This window comes from Sphingomonas natans (assembly GCF_030546695.1).
GTDB classification, from domain to species: Bacteria; Pseudomonadota; Alphaproteobacteria; order Sphingomonadales; family Sphingomonadaceae; genus Sphingomonas_I; species Sphingomonas_I natans.
In genome coordinates, this window is record NZ_JAUOTP010000005.1 from 85,757 (window position 1) to 103,411 (window position 17,655).

Consider the following 17,655-nt stretch of genomic DNA (forward strand, 5'->3'; position numbering starts at 1 on the left):
TCAGCCCTCCATCACGCGCTTCAGCGCCTGCGTCAGCCGCACCGGCCCCGGAAAATAGGCCCATTCCAGGCTGTGCGGATAGGGCGTGTCCCAGCCCGTGACGCGTTCCACCGGCGCCTCGAGCGAATAAAAGCAACGCTCCTGCACGAGCGCCGCCAGCTCCGCACCGAAGCCGCCCGTCCGCGTCGCCTCGTGCAGCACGATGCAGCGCCCGGTCTTGCGCACCGACGCCTCGATTGTCTCGATATCGAGCGGCACCAGAGTGCGCAGGTCGATCACCTCGACGTCGACGCCCGTCTCCTCGGCCACGCCGAGCGCGACATGCACCATCGTCCCGTAGCAGAGCAAAGTCGCGGCCTCGCCCGCGCGCACGACCGCCGCCTTGCCGAGAGGGATGCGATAATAGCCCTCGGGCACCTGCGCCTGGGGATGCTTGGCCCAGGGCGTCACCGGCCGGTCGTAATGGCCGTCGAACGGCCCGTTATAGATGCGCTTGGGCTCGAAGAAGATCACCGGATCATTGTCCTCGATCGCTGAGATCAGCAGGCCCTTGGCGTCATAGGGATTGGACGGGATCACCGTCTTCAGCCCCGCGACATGCGTGAAGATGCCTTCCGGGCTCTGGCTGTGCGTCTGCCCGCCGAAGATTCCCCCGCCAAACGGGGTGCGCACCGTGATCGGCGCGGTATATTCGCCCGCCGATCGATAGCGCAGTCGCGCCGCTTCGCTCACGAGCTGGTCGAGCGCGGGGTAGATATAATCGGCGAACTGGATCTCCGGCACGGGCCGCAGCCCATAGGTCGCCATGCCGACCGCGACGCCGATGATCCCGCATTCGCTGATCGGTGTGTCGAACACGCGGTTCTTGCCATGCTTGGCCTGCAGGCCTTCGGTCGCCTTGAACACGCCCCCGAAGAAGCCGACATCCTCGCCCAGCACGACGATCTCGGAATCGCGCCCCATCGCGATGTCGAGCGCGGAATTGATCGCCTGGATCATGTTCATCGCGCGGGTTTCGGGTTCCTCGCTCATCCCCGAGCCCTCGATCCGTTCGTGCTGAGCCTGTCGAAGCACCGTCCTTGTTCTTCGGCAGAGCGAAGAGAAGAACCGCCCTTCGACAAGCTCAGGGCAAACGGGTGCGCTGGGGCACACGCTCTCATATCCCCGCCGCCTTGCGCTCGGCCTGCATCTGCTCGGATTGCTCCTTCAGATGCCAGGGCTGCTCCTCGAATATATCTTCGAACATCGTCGTGAAGGGCTGGCTCAGCCCGTCGTGCAGCGTCCCCAAAGCCTCCGCCTTGCGGCCCTCGTCGCGCACATATTCGGCAAGTTCCTTGTCCATCGCCTCGTGCCGGGCATCGTCCCACTCACCAAGCGCGATCAGATGCTGCTTCAGCCGCGCGACCGGATCGCCGAGCGGCCATTTGCCGCGCTCCTCGGCCGAGCGATATTTGCTCGGGTCGTCCGAGGTGGAATGGCCCTCCGCCCGATAGGTGAAATGCTCGATCAGGGTCGGTCCGTGATTGCCCCGCGCGCGCTCAGCCGCCCACAGGGTCGCCGCGTAGACGGCAAGGATGTCGTTGCCGTCCACCCTCAGCCCGGCGATGCCATAGCCGATCGCGCGCGCCGCGAAGGTCGTCGCTTCGGCGCCGGCAAAGCCCGAAAAAGACGAGATCGCCCACTGGTTGTTGATCACGTTGAGGATCACCGGCGCGCGATAGACGCTGGCGAAGGTGCAGGCCGAATGGAAGTCGCCCTCGGCGGTCGATCCCTCGCCGACCCAGCTCGCCGCGATCCGGCTGTCGCCCTTCGCCGCGCTCGCCATCGCGAAGCCCACCGCCTGCGGATATTGCGTCGCGAGGTTGCCCGAGATGGAGAAGAAGCCCGCGTCGCGCGCCGAATACATGATCGGCATCTGCCGGCCCTTCAGCCGATCGCCGCTGTTCGAATAGATCTGGCACATCATGTCGCCGATCGGCCAATCGCGCGCGATCAGCAGCCCCTGCTGGCGATAGGAGGGGAAGCACATGTCGTCGTGGTCCAGCGCATGCGCCGCGCCGACCGAGGTCGCCTCCTCGCCCGTGCACTTCATGTAGAAGCTCGTCTTGCCCTGACGCTGCGCGCGATACATGCGCTCGTCGAAGGCGCGGGTCAGCGCCATGTGGCGGAGCATCGCGCGCAGCCGATCGGCATCGAGCCGCGGGTTCCACGGGCCTTGCGCCTTGCCTTCGTCGTCGAGCACGCGGATCAGCGCGTAAGGCAGCGTCCGCAGCGCATCCGCCTTCTCGGCCGTATCGGGCCGCGCGACCGCGCCGGCTTCGCCGCGATCGAACGACGCGAAGTCCACCGCGTCGCCGGGGCGGAATTGCGGCTCGGGCACGTGCAGCGCCAAAGGCGGCAGGTTGCTCGGGGCCCTCGGGTCGGCCATTTCATCCATCCTCTGCCAACGCGCGCCGGTTAACCCCGTTGCGTCGCGACATTATCTTTCACGAAGGCGTAACAAAAGAATAGCAGGGCCACAAGCGAGCGGGAGACGGGCCGGATGATGGAGCGACGCTGGCGGCTATGGGCAGGGGCGATCGCCCTGTGCGGCTGGAGCGGGCTGATCATGGAGGTCTTCCTCGTCTTCGCGCGCTATCACGCACTCGCGCCGACGCTTTGGCGGCTCGCTCTGTTCTTCACGATGCTGTCGAACCTGACGGTCGCGATCGTCTTCACCGGCATCGCCTTCGGAGCGCCGCGTCTGCGTCATCCGCTCCTGATCGGCGGGCTTGCGATGACGATGGCGCTCGTCGGCTCGGTGTTCGAACTGATGCTGCGCCGGATCCTCCACCCGACGGGCTGGCGGCTCGTCTCCTCCGCCTTGCTCCACGATGCCGTGCCCTTGCTTACCGTCGGCGCATGGTTCTTCCTCGCCGAGAAGGGCCGCTTACGCGCGCGCGATCCCTGGCTGATCGCGATCTTCCCGATCGTCTATCTCGGCTATGCGCTCGTCCGCGGCGCCACGGGGGGCGACTATCCCTATCCGTTCATCGATCCGCGCAAGATCGGCTGGGCGGGGGTCAGCGCTTATGTGATCGGCATCTCGGCGGCGTTCCTCGTCTGCGGCCACCTGATGGTGCTGCTCGATCGGCGGCTCGGCCGCCGCTAGGCCGAAAGCGGCAACCGCAACGTCGCCTCCAGCCCGCCGCCTGTGCGATTGGCGAGCGCGAGTGTTCCGCCATGATTCTCCGCGATCGCACGCGCGATCGTAAGCCCCAGCCCGATCCCGCCCGTATCGCGATTGCGCGAGGGCTCGCCGCGCACGAACGGCTGGAAGGCGCGCTTGAGCAGCGCCTCGTCCATCCCGGGTCCCTCGTCCGAGATCGCGACGATCGCCGCGCCCTGCTCGGCCCTCACCGCCACGGTCACGCGCCCGCCATAAGCGATGCCATTGTCGATCAGATTCTGGAACAATCGCTCCAGCGCCAGCGGATCGCCGAGCACCATCGCCGGCTGGATCACGCCGGGTGCCACCTCCCGCCCGATGTCGCTCTCCTGCTCGGCCAGCGCAACGAGCAGGGCGGCGAGGTCGACGGGCACGCGCGGCCCGCTCGTATCGGTATTGCGCACGAAGCCGATGGTCGCCGCCAGCATCGCGCGCATCTGCTCGACATCGGCGAGCACTTTCTCGCGCACCGGATCGGACGCGCCCTCGATCCGGAAGGCGATCCGCGCGAGCGGCGTGCGCAGATCGTGCGCGATCGCGCCGATCATCGCGGTCCGCTCGCCGACATAATCGGACAGCCGGCCCTGCATTCGGTTGAGCGCGCGCGCGGTCACGCGCAGCTCGGCCGGCCCTTCCTCCTCGGCGAGCGGCGCCGCGGTCGGATCGGTGCCGAGCTGGTCGGCCGCGTCGGCCAGATTGCGGATCGGCCGCGTCAGCGCGCGCGCGAACATCCAGGCGAGCGGCAGGATCAGCAGGATGCTCAAGCCGAACCACAGGATCGTCCGCCGCTGCCAGGGCAGGATCAAGGGCGGCGGCGCCGTCTCGGCGACGGTCCAGCCGTCGCCCGATCGCACGCCCGCGACGACCGGCGTGAAGAAGATCTGCTCGCCGTCGTCGCGCGTATAGACGGGCTTGCGTCCGCGCGCGCCGAACAATCGATAGCCGGGCCGGTCGGGTTCGAAAAACAGCCGCACATTCGCGTCGCCGACATGCAGCCGCTCGGCCAGCGCACGGACGAACGCGGGATCAGACACCATCCGCGGCCGCGGCCCCGGCGGCGCCGTCTCGCGATGCACCGAAAGCTCGCGCTCGCGATCGCCCCGGTCGCGCGCGTGCCCGCGCCGCTCGCGCGCAGGCACATGCTCGCCGCCGGTCAGCGCCGCGGTGATGTCGCCCATCCGGTTGAAATCGGGCCGCGGCGGCGGCGAGATGATGAGCACGAGGATCCCCACCGCTTGCGCGATGGCGACGCTCGCGATCAGCAGCATCAACGTCTGCCAGACGAGCGGCAGACCCCGCAGCCGAGCGATCACCCCTCGACCTTCTGCATGAACATATAGCCTTCGTTGCGCACCGTCCGGATCGGATCCTCGGGCGCCAATTTCTTGCGCAGCCGGCTGATCGTCACGTCGATCGCGCGATCGAAGACATCGCTCGACAGCCCCTTGGCATGTTCGATCAATTGGTCGCGCGTCAGCACGCGCTGCGGCCGGTCGAGGAAAGCGGTCAGCGTCCGGAACTCGGCGTCGGTCAGCTGCACGGGCGCCGTGCCCGTCCTAGTGATCCGCCGCTGGACGATATCGAGCGCCCACACGCCGAAGCGCCGCACCTTCGCGCCCGAGCCCGTCGCCGGCAGCTCCGCGCGCCGCCGCAGCAGCGCCCGGACGCGCGCGAGCAGCTCGCGCGGATTGCAGGGCTTCGCCAGATAATCGTCCGCGCCGACTTCGAGCCCGACGATCCGGTCGGTATCCTCGCCCATCGCCGAAAGCATGATGATCGCCGGCCCGCCGCCGCCGCGCAGCCGCCGCAGCACCGAAAGCCCGTCCTCGCCCGGCATCATCAGGTCCAGCACGATCAGGTCGTACGTCTCCTGCGCGAGCGCTTCGTCCATTTCCACGGCGTTGGCGGCGCTCGTCACCTCATAGCCGCTCCCGCTCAGGAAATCGGCGATCAGCGTGCGCAATTCGGCATCGTCGTCGACGACGAGCAGGCGGGCGGTCGGATCGTTCATCGGGGCGGCCCCTCCCCCTGGGCGCGGTCGTCGGTGTCGGGGCCGTCGCGGCGTTCGCCGTTCTTGCCGATCTCCGGTTTCGGGCGAGGGCGACACGGCCCCTCGATCGCGATCTGGAACGGCGTGCGCGGCATCGCCGCCAGTACCAGCTTGCCAGCACCTTGCGTCAGCGTATCGAAGCGCCGCGACGCGGCCTGCCGGAACTCGCCGACGTCGATCACGCGATTGAAGTCGCTATCCGCCGACACGACCGGCTGCGGCACGTTGAGCCAGGCATAGCGCCCCGCCCCCATCGCCCCGCCATAATTTTCGGATTCGTTCTTGCTGCGCTTCGTCGGCACTTCGAGATACTCGCGCGAGCGGCTGTAGAGCGCGATCTCGGGCGCGACGTCGCGCTCATAGGCTGCGATCTCCTCGGGCACGATCCGCCCGTCATGGTCGAGATCGATCGTCTTGAAGAAGCGCTCGGCATCGCGGACGAATTCCGCGCGCGAGACCGCCCCGTCATGATCGGCATCGGCCCCTGCGAACCAGGTTATAGCGGGATAGGCCTGCCCCGCTTGCCCGCGAAACGGCTCGCCCATCGGCGAGAGGAAGACGGGCTTGGTCCCCGGCGGCGCGCAATAAGGCGCGCCATCGGGAATCTTCGGCGCTGGCGCGGCCCAGGCCGGTCCGGCGGCGAGCGCGATCGTGAGCAGAAGGGTGCGGGGAAACAGCATCGGTCCACGCTTACTAGGCGCGCCTGCTTCCACAAGATTGCAGTCGTGAAATGGGAAGAGGCGTTCGATCGCCCCGTCCCCTAGCCGTTCGCTTCGAGCGAAGTTCGAGCTTGTCGAGAACGCAGTCGAGAAGTCGCCCGAAGTTCTCGACGGGCGCATCTCGACACGCTCGATGCTGCTCGAACCGAACGGTGAAAGCCTAAGGAGTCGCCCCTTAAAGCGACCGCTCCAGCCGATGCAGCAGCGACAGCGCCGGACTCGCCGTCGGCTCGGCCGCGGGCGCCTCGATCCCCTCGTCCATCCGCCGCACGCGCTGATAGAGATCCTCGCCATTGGCGAGCAGCCGCCGCGCCGCGTGCGGCAGCCGCGTCACCACCGCCGGGTCCAGCGGCGGCGCCTCGCCGAGCCGGCGATTGTCGGCGGTGCCCGATCCCTCGGGCAGTTCGCCGGCATGCACGGCCTTGCGCATCAGCAGCCAGCCGATCACCTGCATCAGCCGCGTCGTCGCCTTCAGCGCCTCGCAGGCGAATTCCACGCGCAGCCGGGGCGGCAGCGCATCGCGCTCGATCTGGCCGGCATCGTCGAAATAGCCGCGCGTCTCGTCCGCCAGAAGCATCGCTTCGGTGTAGAGCGCGTCCACGAGCCGTGCCGCGAGGGTGGTGCCGCCGAAAGCGGGATTGGTCATGCTCGAATCGCTCCCAGCGCGATCATGCCACAGGCACGGTCGCGATGGGTTACCGGATAGGGTTTATGCGACGAGTGTAGAGCGGTGCTCGCGCAAGCGCGAGCACCGGCCAGATCAGGCGAGCGACTGTTCCAGCCAGCCCTTGAGCGCGCTCTTCGGCGCCGCGCCGACCTTGGTCGCGGCGGGCAGGCCATCCTTGAACAGGATCATCGTCGGGATGCCGCGCACGCCATACTTGCCCGGCGTCTCGGGATTCTCGTCGATATTGATTTTCGTGATCGTCACCTTTTCGCCGAGCTCCTCGGAAAGCTCCTCCAGCGCAGGCCCGATCATCCGGCACGGCCCGCACCATTCCGCCCAGAAATCGACCAGCACCGGCCCGCCCGCCTTCAGCACGTCGCTATCGAACGAGGTGTCGGTGATCTTCTTGGTCGCCATCGGTATTACTCCTTGAGTTGAGACGGATGTAGGCAGGGCAGGCGCGTCCCTCAACTCTCCAGTGCGAGCTTTTGCTGCGGGCCGGCATAGTCCGGCTTGTGGCGCGCCAGCAGCGCCGGCGACAGCGGGAACAGACGCGGCCCCGCCGTATAGAGCAACGCCGCCTCGATCCGCCGTCCGGGAAAGATCCGGCCGAGCGCCTCGGCATAGGCCGCCATCTGCCGCAGGTGATGCACGGGCGCATCCTCGGCCCGGTCCGGCATCGCCCGGCCCGTCTTATAGTCGAGCACCAGCACCCGATCGTCCCTCACCAGCAACCGATCGACCGTGCCCGCCACGACATAGCCGCCCTCCACCACCGCCGCGATCGGCGCTTCGGCGAGGGCGTCGGGCGAGAAGATCTCGCCGAGCGCAGGATCGGACAGGATCCGGCACGCATCCTCGGCCAGCGCGCGCGCCATGCCGGGATCGGCAACCCCGCCCGCGCCCGTCAGCCAGCGCTCCGCTGCCGCCCCGCGCTGCTCCGCCCCCAGCGCGGGCAAGCGCTCGAACAGAGAATGGAGCAACCGCCCCCGCTCCGCCGCCGCGCGCATCGCCGGGCTCGGCGGCGGATCGGCCGCGAGATCGTCGCCCAGCGAAGACGGCGCGAGCGGCCGCGGCGGCAATTGCTCGACCGGTGCCGCGCGTCGCGCCCAATCGGGCATGGGCGAAGCCGCCCGCGCAGCCGCCGGCATCGGACTGGCTCGCACGACGCTCAAGGCCGGCGTCTCGCCCTGATAATGGCGCGCCGAGGCCCACAAGGGGTCGGCCACCGCGTCCGCGCCCAGTCCGATCATCGCTTGCTCGATCGCGGCATACCAGCTCTCGGCCGGCGGCTGGCCGCGGGCCGCGGGCCCCAGCGCGCCGCCGATCACGAGCCGTTCCTCGGCGCGCGTCACCGCCACGTACAGCAGCCGCCAATGCTCCTCGCGCTCGCGCCGCTCGATCTCGGCGATGCGCGCGTCGAGCGGGCCGATCCGCTCGTCCTTGCGCGGCCGCACGATCGGCACCGCCTCGCTCTCCTCCTCGATCACCCAGCTCACGTCGCGCGCAGGCTGCCGCTTGGGGTCGCCCGTCGCATCCGCGAGGATCACGAGCGGCGCCTGCAGCCCCTTCGCGCCATGCACCGTCATCACCCGCACCGCGTCGAGCGGCGCGGAGGGGTCGCGCGTCACCTCCACCTCGCCGCGATCGAACCAGTCGAGGAAGCGCTGCAAGGTCGGCGTCGCCTCGCTCTCGAACAGCAGAGCCGCGTTGAGCAGTTCCTCGATCGGATCGCGCGCCTCCTGCCCCAGCCGCCCGAGCAACTTGCACCGCCCGTCCATCGGCCCGGTCAGGATCGTCTCGAGGAAGCCGTAGGGCGTCGTGAAGTCGGCCGCGTCGAGGATTGCGCGCAGGAAACCCACCGTCGGCGCATGATCGCCATGCGCCTGCAGCGCCGCCCACAACGTTCCCTTTCGCCCGAAGCCGATCGCGTACAGCTCGTCCTGCGTCAGCCCGAACAGAGGTGAGACGAGCAATCCCGCCAGGCTCAGATCGTCGCCCGGCTGCAGCACGAAGCGGATCGCCGCCATCAGATCGCGCACCGCCAGCGGCGCATCCAGCCGCAGCCGATCGACCCCCGCCACGGGCACGCTCTCGGCATGCAGCCGCGCGACGATCAGCGAGGCGAGATCGCCCCGCCGGCGGACGAGGATGAGGATGTCCTCGGGCCGCAGCGCGCGCCCCTTGCCCGGCAGCCACAGCCCCTCGTCCAGCCACGCGCGGATCTGCTGCGCCAGCCGCTGCGCGAAGCCGCGTGTCGCATCGTCGAGCCAGCCCTCGTCGCCCTCGTCCTCGCCCGCATCGCCCCCGGCGAGCGACATCGGCGCCAGCAGCGTGACGATCCCCGGCTTGTCGATCTTGGCGCTCACATGCGGCTCGGGCTCGTCGACGAGCCCCAGCGCCTCGCCGCCCAGATCGGAGACGATCCGATCGACCAAAGTCAGGATCGGCGGCGTCGAGCGGAACGAGCGATCGAGCGACAGCCGATCCAGATCCAGCGCGCCCGCCTCGATCTGCCGCCCGAAATATTCGCGTGCGGCGGCAAAGGCGAACGGATCGGTCCCTTGGAAGCCGAAGATCGCCTGCTTGAAATCGCCGACCGAAAAGATCGTCCGGTGGAGCCGCTCGTGCTCCTCGGGATCGCCCGCGAAAAAATCGTCGGCCAGCGCGCGCACGATGCGCCATTGCTGCGCGTTCGTGTCCTGCCCCTCGTCGATCAGCAGATGATCGACGCGCCGGTCCAGCTTGAAGCGGATCCAGTCGCCGATGCCGGGTCGATCGAGCAGGTCCAGCACGAGCCGGATCAGATCGTCGAAATCCACCGCTCCGGCCGCGCGCTTGGCTTGGCTATACGCGGCCGCATAAGCCTGGCCCGCGCGCAGCCCCGCCCCGATCAGGCCAGCCAGCTCCGCCCCGCGTCGCTGCTGCACGAGCAGCTCGACCGCCTCGGCCAGCGCCTCGCAATTGTCGCCATGCCCCGGATCACAATCGAACAATTTGGGCGAATGGCTGCGCGGATCGCCCGCCTTCGTCCGCGCGACGCCGATCACCTCTTCCAGCATCGCCGCGCGCGCGCTTGGCCCTGCTTCGAGGAACGCCTCGGCCAGCCCGGCATGTTCCAGCCCGGTCTTGGTCCCCCACGCCCGGTTGGCATCCGCGATCGCGCGCAGGCTCGAACAGTCGAACACGCCTTCCGCGCAGGCCTCAGCGATGCGCGCCTCGATATCGCCCAGCCACACGCCCAGCCCGACCCGGATGCGCGCCTCCAGCCCCTCGCGGCTCCCCAGCGCCGCCAAGGCCCGCGGCGATCGCGCGCACAGCCGCAAATAACGTTCCGCCGCCTGCTCTCCCAGCCGGCGGCTAAGCACCTGCACGTCGCGCACCAGCCCCAGATCGCCACCGCTCTCGGCCTCGGCGAGCAGCCGTGCCAGCGTCTCGCGCGCCAACGCCGCCTCGGCGCGCCCGTCGAGCGGCTTGAACCCCGGCGCCAGCCCCGCCTCGGCCGGAAACGCCGCCAGCAGCGTCTGCGCGAACGCATGGATCGTCTGGATGCGCAGGCCACCGCCCGGCGCATCCAGCACCCGCGCGAACAGCCGCCGCGCCCGCCGGATCGCATTCACGTCATTCGGCTCGCCGAGCGCGAACAGCTCTTTCGCGAGCTTCGCCTCGTCCAGCCGCACCCAGCTCGCCAGCCGGCTCTGGATCCGCTCCGCCATCTCCGCCGCGCCCGCCTTGGTGAAGGTCAAGCACAGGATCGAGGAGGGCTGCGCCCCCGTCAGCAACAGCCGCAACACGCGCGCGGTCAGCACATGCGTCTTGCCCGTGCCCGCCGAAGCCGACAGCCACACCTGCCGCCGCGGATCCGACGCATCCGCCTGCGCACCCTGCAAGCGCCGGAGCAAGTCGATCCGCGCGCTCACCGGCAATCCTCCCCTGCAAGGGGAGGGGGACCGGCCGAAGGACGGTGGAGGGGTGTCGCCCTCTCGTGGGCGCGATACCCCTCCGTCATCGCTGCGCGATGCCATCTCTCCTTGCACGGGAGGAGCTTGATACCCGCGCTCACGGCTCGGTCCTGCGCGCGACGCGGCCATACCATTCGTCGAGCCGCATCAGCTGGTCATAATCGCCATAAGACGCATATTCCGGGTGCAGCTTCGCCACGAACGGAGCGTCCCCGGTCAGCCACGTACGCACCGCCTCGCCCAGCACGCCGGCCGCGCGCGTCGTGAAATCCTCGGGCGCGATCCCCTCGCCTTTCTTGTTCAGCCCCACCGGGCTGTCGCGATAACCGAGCTCGCTCTTCTTCGCCGCCAGCGACCAATATTCGAACGTGCCTGGCAGGCCCGTCACATCCTGGAACCCGTTTTGCTCGGCGATCAGCCCGAGCAGCCCGAGCTGCATCGAATAGCCTTCCGCCACCGCGCGCTTCGACGGCGGCTTGCCCGTCTTGTAGTCGACGATTCCGAGCTTGCCCGCAGCATCGCGATCGATCCGGTCCGCCGTCCCCTCCAACTCGATCCCGTGCAGCGCGATCCGGCCCTTGATCTCCGCCGCGATCGGCCGCCGCCCCGCCGCTTCATCCTCGGCCACCGTCGCCGCGATCCAGTCGATCGCCTCCAGCAGCCGCGGGCTCCACAGCGCCCGCAACACCGGATGCGCCGCCGCCTCGCCGAGCAACGCCTCCGCCCGCGCGCGTAAGCGCGCCGGGTCGCACTGATCCTGCTTGAACCACGCATCGAGGATTGCGTGGACCGCGCTGCCGCGCCACGCGGGGCTCGGATCAGCATCCACCGCGTCCATCGTCCGCAGCCGCAGCATCGCATCCGCATAGAAAGCGAACGGATCCGCCTTCAGCCGATCGAGCTTGGTCACCGCGATCCGCCGCGGTCGATCCGCGACCGGCGGCACCGGCGCGGGCTGGTCGGCAGGCGCGAATATCTCGGGCCGGTCGAGCGCATCCGCCCAGCGCGCCATTTGATGCGCGCGCGGCAGCCGCCCGGTCATCGCATCGAGCCGGAGCCAGAAGCGCGAGGCGATCGCCGGCGCGCGCGCATCGCGGCGGCTGCGCGTCAGCAGCACCTGCGGAGCGCCCAGAGCGGCGGCGAACTCCTCCGCCTCCGCGCCGATCCGCCGCTCCAGCCCAGGCAGCCCCAGAGCGCGCCGTATCGCGGGCGCCAGCCACGGATCGGGCGCGGGCAAGGCCGGCCACACGCCCTCGTTGAGCCCGCCCAGCACCATCAGGTCCGCGCGCTGCAGCCGCGCATCGATCAGCCCCCAGATGAACAGGCGCGGATGCCCGCCCTGCGGCGGCCGCACCGCCACCTGCTCCAGCGCCGCGCGGAGCAGCGCCGGAAAGGTCGCGACGTCGATCCGCACCGGTCCGTCGGGCGCGCCTTCCTCCAGCGCCGCGACGATATCCGCCGCCGCGCGCCCCGCCGGCCGGCTCCACGCCGCATCGCCCGCAAGCGCGCTCGCGCCCTCGCGGACAAGCGCGAGCAGCCCGCCGAGGGTGGGTTTCACGGGCGCCAGGAACGGCGTCAGCACTTCGGATATCCTGAGCCACGGCGCGCGCGCCGCCTCGCGATCGCGCGCGCTCCATCCGTCGCCCTCGGCCAGGAAGCGCGCTATCCCGTCAAGCCCCGGCCCCGGCCGCGGTCCCCGCAGCGCGCGATCCAGCCTCCGCACATCCTCCAGCCACGCCGTCCGCGCCTCGCCCGAGCGCACCAAAGGATGCTTGAGCAGGGCCAGCAATGGCACCGGCGCGAAGTCGGCCGCGATCGCCTCGGCCAGCGCGAGCAGCAACGTCCCCGACGGCATCAGCGCCAGCGGCCGCCCCGCGCTGTCGTCCGCATCGATCCCCCAGCGCTTCAGATGCTGCGCCACGCGCAGGGCCAGCGCGCGATCGGGCGTGACGAGCGCCGCGGTCCGCCCCGGCACCTCCAGTGCCTCGCGCAGCGCCAGCGCGATCGCCTGCGCCTCGGCCGCCGGGTTGGCCAGCTCCACCGCGCGCACATGGCTCAAGCGCCGCTGGTGGGGCTTGAGCACCTGCCATTTGTCGGTGAAGCCCGCCGGCGTCATCGCATTGCCGATCGCGACGCTGCGCGCCGATCGCGCACCCTCCGCCCCGGCCGGTCGCCACAGCCGCACCTCGCCGCGCGCCACGCCGATCCGCTCCAGCAGCCGCGACAGGCCGAATTGCGGATGCGTCTCGATCCCGTCGATTCCCTCGGCGCCGCGCAGCGCCTCCCATTCCTCCTCGGGCATCGCCCGATCGAGCCCGGCGAGCACGACCATGCCGCGCTCCAGTCGTGACACCGTCCGCAGCAATTCGCCGACCGCCGGCCCCGCCGCGCTGATCCCCGCCGCGACGACGAACCCGCCCGGCGGCTCGCTCCGCCAGCGCGCCGCGGTCGCCACGATCAGCCGGTTGCGCCGGTCCGCCAGATCGATCCGTCCGCGCCGCGCCAGCTCAACCGGCCACTGGTCGAGCACCACCGCCAGCACCGCGAGGCTCGCCTGCCAATGCTCCGCGAGCTCCTCGGGCACGGCATCGCGCAGATTTTCGGGTGGCACGCCCTCCACGATCAGCTGGTCGAGCGTGCGCCCGAGATCGGCGGCAAGCCGCATCGCCTCGCCCGCATCCACGCCTGCGCCGCTGCCCTCGCGTGCCCGCTCGATCAGCCGGGCGAGGATCAGCTGCCGTGCGACGGGATCGATCGCGGGCGGGATCACCGGCGCGTCGACCGGATCCAGCGCCGCGCCGATCGCCTCGTCCAGCGCCGGATCGCCGATCGAGACGAGCCGCGGCAACAGCAATGCCCCTCCGCTCGCGCGCACGAACGCATCGCGAATCGCGCGCCTGGCGCGATTGTTGGGCAGCAGCACGATTCCGCGCGCCAGCCCGAGCGGCTCGCCGCCGAAGCGCGCGATCAGCCCCGCCGCCAGCGCATCGGCGAAGGCGCGGTGCGGCGGAATCGTGTAAATCTGCGGATGATCGGCAACGGGCACGCGACGAGCCTAGCCGCACTTGGGACGAACCGAAACTCGAACATTTGCGCCCGCGCGCCTGTCGGCTAGGGCCCTGGGAGCTGGCCCCGGATCTCCGCTCGGGCCGGGAGAACGCCTTGCCGCCTGCCCCGATCCTTCTCGCCGCCGCCACGCTCGCCGCCGCGCCCGCCATGCTGAATGGCGGCGCGGTCGAGGTAACGGTCGAGAATGTGCGCTCGGACAAGGGCATGGTGATGGTCCAGCTGTGCGATCGCCAGCACTTCCTCGGCAAATGCGTACTCGGCGCGCATGCCCCGGCGCGCGCTGGTATCGTCGTCGTCACCTTCCGCAACGTGCCGCCCGGTGATTATGCGGCGATGGCGTTCCATGACGTCAATGCGAACGGCGCGCTCGATCGCTGGCTCGGCATCCCGAAGGAGGACTTCGGTTTTTCCGGGATGAAAGGCCTACCGCTGCGCCCGCCGCGCTTCGGCGATTCCGTCTTCACGCACGGCGCCCCCGATCAGAAGCTCGCGGTGAAGCTCAACAATTATTTCGGGTGAGCCGCGGTCGGGTCCGTCGCCATTCGCATCGGCGGGCGGATCGCCCGGCCGGCCGTCTCAACCGCCGTTGATCAATCGATCGAGCGAAGTCGTCCCGGAATGATGCTGGCCTTGAGCCTTGTCGCCGGCCTCCGCCTTTCCGCTCATGAAGCCGTCGAGCCATCCTGCCCGTAGCGTCGCATCCGAAATCGCGAAGGGGCATTCGGCGGTCGAACCGAAACCGATCGCGGCTGACCGTCCCGAAGCAAAAGCCGCAGCGACACGCCGGTTTTTCGAGGCAATCGGCATACGCTGACCTTACCAACCGATGATTTTCCTATCCTCTATATTGCTGATCATTCAGCATGTCACGCAGTCTTGTTAAGGTGAACGACAATAAAGCGAAATATTGGTAACGTTTTTTTACATTTCCTAATCTGTGATAGTCCGCGCGAGATCGCGCAGCCGGTTGCGCTCGATCTTGCCCATGGCGTTGCGCGGCAGGCGATCGACATGCAACCAGCTGATCCGCTCCGCCGCTGCCAGCTGGGGACGCAGCGCTTCGCCCAGCGCCTGCTCCTCGAACCCGTCCTCCACCGCGAAGGCGAGCCAGCAGCGCTCCCACCCGTCGTCATCGATCAGGGAGAAGGCCGCAGCCTCGCGCACGCCGGGCGCGGTCAGCGCCGCTGCCTCGATCCACGCGGGCAACACCTTCTGCCCGCCCAGATTCATCAGGTCGTCGGCCCGGCCCTCCAGGCAGAGCACCCCCTGCGTGTCGAGCCGGCCGAGATCGCCGGGCCAGAACCAGCCCTCGCGAAACGCATCGGCCTCCCCGCGCAGATAGGCATTGGCTGTGCGATCGCTGCGGATGCGGACATGGCCGAGTGCGCCGACTGCCACCGCGTCGCCGGACTCGTCGACGATCTCCACCGTCACGCCCGGCAGGACGACGCCCGCCGCCCACGGCACCCGATCGCACAGCGCCGGCGTCGCAACCGCCACGGCTCCGCATTCGGATGCGCCATAGACGCTCATCAGGTCCTCGGTCAGCGCACGCCGCGTCCGCGCTAGCAAGCGGGGCGGCATCGGCCCACCCCCGGTCACGACGCGCACGCTCTGCCTCGGCATATCTGCGGGCAGGTCATCCAGCAGATGGTCGAGCTGGCCCGGCGTCATCGCCACAAGCCTGGGGCGCAGCGCCCGGAGTTGCGCCCCGTCCAGCGGCCGATCGGGCATCAGCAGTGCCTCGCCTAATCCCCAGCAGCCGAGCGCAAGCACGAAGCCCAGGATCGTATGGTTGCCGGTCGCCGTCAGCCACGGCCCCGGCATCGCGCCATAGGTGACCGGCACATTGCGGATGCTCGCGTCGATCATCCGCCAGCTCAGCGCGATCCGCTTTTCCTGCCCGGTCGTTCCCGAGGAAAGCAGGATTCGTCCGCAATCCTCCGGCGCGCGCGCCGGCCGCGCAAGCATCGGCACCGGACCCGACAGGATCGCCGCTATCTCCCGCTCGCCGATCAGCAGGGTCGGATCGGCCGCGGCGCGATCGGATATGCGCAGCGGGCAATCCCGGTCGGCGCCCGGCGCCGAGGGAAGTCCCAGTCGCGCCAGCGCCAGCGTCACGAGCCAGTTGAGGCGAACATTCTCGATCTCGACCGCCACGGGCCGGTCCGTCCCTCCCGCCAAAGTTCGGAGCAATATCGCAGTCCGCGTGATTTCGGCGTCGAACGTAGCGAAGCTGGTCGCGCCGGCGGCGGTCACGATCGCCGGCGCGGTAGGCCGCAGCCGGGCATGATGAGCGACATAGGCATCGAACATGGCGGCAAACTCTCCTTTTTCGGCCTCATCGGCGGGCGAAAGGCCGTCTTCGGGATGACAGAGCTCGATACGCTCCGATAGTCTCACGAGGCGCGCTCGCCCCGCATTCGCCACGGTCGGCTGCACGATTTGCGCGACGGACGCGCCGATAGGCCTTCCTCCTGATCCATGTTAGGGAGGCCGATGTCCCAGGCCTTTCTTGCGAAAATCCTGTCAGCCGGCGACCTTTCGCCGGCGGATCAAAGCCTTGTGCTCCGCCTGCTCGATGACGTGCGCACGGTTGCGGCACGTCGTGACATCATTCGTGACGGCGAACGTCCCGATCATGTCCATGTCATGATCGAAGGCTGGGCCTGCCGGTACAAGGTGCTGCGCGCGGGCCCGCGCCAGATTACCGCCTTCCTCCTCCCCGGCGACTTTTGCGACACGCACGTGACGATCTTCAACGAGATGGATCATGGGATTGCCGCGATATCCGAAAGCCGGGTCGCCTATGTCCCGCGGGGACGCATGCTGGAGCTGACGGAGCGGCCCGGCATCGCGCGCGCTTTCTGGTGGGCCAGCCTCGTCGACGAAGCCGTCCTGCGCGCCTGGATCGTCAATCTCGGCAGGAGAGATGCGTTCGACCGCGTCGGCCATCTGATCTGCGAATTGCACGCGAGGCTCCACAATGTCGGCCTGGCCGACGATGGCACCTTCGATATGCCGCTGACGCAGGAGGAGCTGAGCGACGCGCTCGGCCTGACGCCCGTGCACGTCAATCGCGTGCTCAAACGCCTGCGTGAGGAGGGGCTGATGAGCTTCCGCCGGCGCCAGATCACGATTTCGGACATTGCGGCGCTCCGCGCGGCAACCGACTTCGATCCTATCTATCTGCATCTGTCGAAACAGAGGGTGCCCGTTCCTACCGCGTGATCCGGCGCTGACGCGACGATCGGCACGTAACCCCTCGGACCTGTGCGACATTTTGTTGCACCGACGCCACGCCGCGCGCGACCGCGTTCGATCCAAACATGGGTTTACGACAGACCATTTTCCAATGCGCACAAGACGCGACCGCCCCATCGATCGGAGAAATGTCACGTACAGATTTACGCCACGCCCTTAGCCAGCAGAGGTTTCACCACTATTGATTTGGGAGCTGCGAGAAGTGGACGGTTCAAAAGCGACGATGAATCGAATTAAGGCCCATGTTGTCGCAATTGCAAAAGAACTAAACGTTTCGGAGAGCGAACTGGATGCAAGCCGGTTTTCCGGAGATGCCCCACCGGGCTCTGCGGCGCTGCGTCTTGTCACCGCCAAGGCCTGGCAACGCGCAAGCGAAGTCCGACGGGTCATTTTCGGCGAGGGTGATCGCCTGTTCGCCGATCCCGCCTGGGAGGTTCTGCTGGATCTCTATATCCAGCAAGCCGAAGGGCGCGTGGTCAATATCTCCAGTGCCTGCCTCGCGACGAAGGTTCCGCTGACGACCGGTCTGCGCTGGCTGAACCTGCTCCGCGAAGGCGGCCTCATCGAGAGGACTGCCGATCCGCATGATCGCCGCCGGACTCTCGTCTCGCTCACGCCGGAGGCCATCCAAAAGATCGGCTTGTCGCTCGACGCGGCCGCAGCCAGCGACCGACGATTGGGATTGGGCCGGCTGGAAATCATCGGATAGCCGGAAT

General features: G+C 68.8%; 14 protein-coding genes. 4 read left to right on the forward strand and 10 right to left on the reverse strand.

Going from position 1 to position 17,655, the window contains the following annotated elements:
- Complete coding sequence (locus Q4F19_RS12265) at positions 1-1,005, reverse strand: alpha-ketoacid dehydrogenase subunit beta (protein ID WP_303543394.1); 1,005 nt, start codon at positions 1,003-1,005, stop codon at positions 1-3.
- Positions 1,006-1,156: 151 nt separating this feature from the next.
- Positions 1,157-2,428 carry a thiamine pyrophosphate-dependent enzyme gene (locus Q4F19_RS12270; protein WP_303542955.1) on the reverse strand — a complete coding sequence of 424 codons (1,272 nt, stop codon included), beginning with the start codon at positions 2,426-2,428 and terminating at the stop codon, positions 1,157-1,159.
- Positions 2,429-2,542: 114 nt separating this feature from the next.
- Here Q4F19_RS12270 and Q4F19_RS12275 point away from each other — a divergent pair, with 114 nt between their 5' ends.
- Positions 2,543-3,151: a Pr6Pr family membrane protein gene (locus tag Q4F19_RS12275; RefSeq protein ID WP_303542957.1), complete on the forward strand. Its 609-nt coding sequence runs from the start codon at positions 2,543-2,545 to the stop codon at positions 3,149-3,151.
- Here Q4F19_RS12275 and Q4F19_RS12280 read toward each other — a convergent pair.
- The 7 genes from Q4F19_RS12280 to addB form a co-directional block, all read right to left on the reverse strand.
- Entirely contained in the window at positions 3,148-4,521 is a 1,374-nt protein-coding gene (locus Q4F19_RS12280) for an ATP-binding protein (RefSeq protein WP_303542959.1), read from the reverse strand. The genes Q4F19_RS12275 and Q4F19_RS12280 overlap by 4 nt on opposite strands.
- Positions 4,518-5,219: a response regulator gene (locus Q4F19_RS12285; RefSeq protein ID WP_303542961.1), complete on the reverse strand. Its 702-nt coding sequence runs from the start codon at positions 5,217-5,219 to the stop codon at positions 4,518-4,520. Before Q4F19_RS12285 ends, Q4F19_RS12280 begins: the two co-directional genes overlap by 4 nt.
- Entirely contained in the window at positions 5,216-5,938 is a 723-nt protein-coding gene (locus Q4F19_RS12290; protein WP_303542962.1) for an EF-hand domain-containing protein, read from the reverse strand. Before Q4F19_RS12290 ends, Q4F19_RS12285 begins: the two co-directional genes overlap by 4 nt.
- A gap of 214 nt (positions 5,939-6,152) precedes the next feature.
- On the reverse strand, positions 6,153-6,623 hold the full coding sequence (locus Q4F19_RS12295; protein WP_303542964.1) for a DUF1465 family protein: 471 nt from the start codon (positions 6,621-6,623) through the stop codon (positions 6,153-6,155).
- A gap of 114 nt (positions 6,624-6,737) precedes the next feature.
- Positions 6,738-7,061, reverse strand: a complete 324-nt coding sequence (gene trxA / locus Q4F19_RS12300) for a thioredoxin TrxA (protein WP_303542966.1) — start codon at positions 7,059-7,061, stop codon at positions 6,738-6,740.
- A 50-nt stretch (positions 7,062-7,111) separates the two neighbouring features.
- Entirely contained in the window at positions 7,112-10,564 is a 3,453-nt protein-coding gene (addA, locus tag Q4F19_RS12305) for a double-strand break repair helicase AddA (RefSeq protein ID WP_303542967.1), read from the reverse strand.
- 139 nt (positions 10,565-10,703) lie between these two features.
- On the reverse strand, positions 10,704-13,652 hold the full coding sequence (gene addB / locus Q4F19_RS12310) for a double-strand break repair protein AddB (RefSeq protein WP_303542969.1): 2,949 nt from the start codon (positions 13,650-13,652) through the stop codon (positions 10,704-10,706).
- A 116-nt stretch (positions 13,653-13,768) separates the two neighbouring features.
- Here addB and Q4F19_RS12315 point away from each other — a divergent pair, with 116 nt between their 5' ends.
- Complete coding sequence (locus Q4F19_RS12315; RefSeq protein ID WP_303542971.1) at positions 13,769-14,194, forward strand: DUF2141 domain-containing protein; 426 nt, start codon at positions 13,769-13,771, stop codon at positions 14,192-14,194.
- Between the two features lie 411 nt (positions 14,195-14,605).
- Here the strand turns inward: Q4F19_RS12315 and Q4F19_RS12320 are convergent, their stop codons facing one another.
- The gene (locus Q4F19_RS12320; RefSeq protein ID WP_303542972.1) at positions 14,606-15,991 is read right to left on the reverse strand and encodes a class I adenylate-forming enzyme family protein; all 1,386 of its coding nucleotides are present in this window, start codon (positions 15,989-15,991) and stop codon (positions 14,606-14,608) included.
- A 183-nt stretch (positions 15,992-16,174) separates the two neighbouring features.
- On the opposite strand from Q4F19_RS12320, the gene Q4F19_RS12325 reads away from it, so the two are divergent.
- Together Q4F19_RS12325 and Q4F19_RS12330 are read left to right on the forward strand one after the other, a co-directional pair.
- Entirely contained in the window at positions 16,175-16,906 is a 732-nt protein-coding gene (locus tag Q4F19_RS12325) for a Crp/Fnr family transcriptional regulator (RefSeq protein ID WP_303542974.1), read from the forward strand.
- A gap of 235 nt (positions 16,907-17,141) precedes the next feature.
- Positions 17,142-17,648, forward strand: a complete 507-nt coding sequence (locus Q4F19_RS12330) for a winged helix DNA-binding protein (RefSeq protein ID WP_303542976.1) — start codon at positions 17,142-17,144, stop codon at positions 17,646-17,648.
- Positions 17,649-17,655 lie beyond the last annotated feature (7 nt).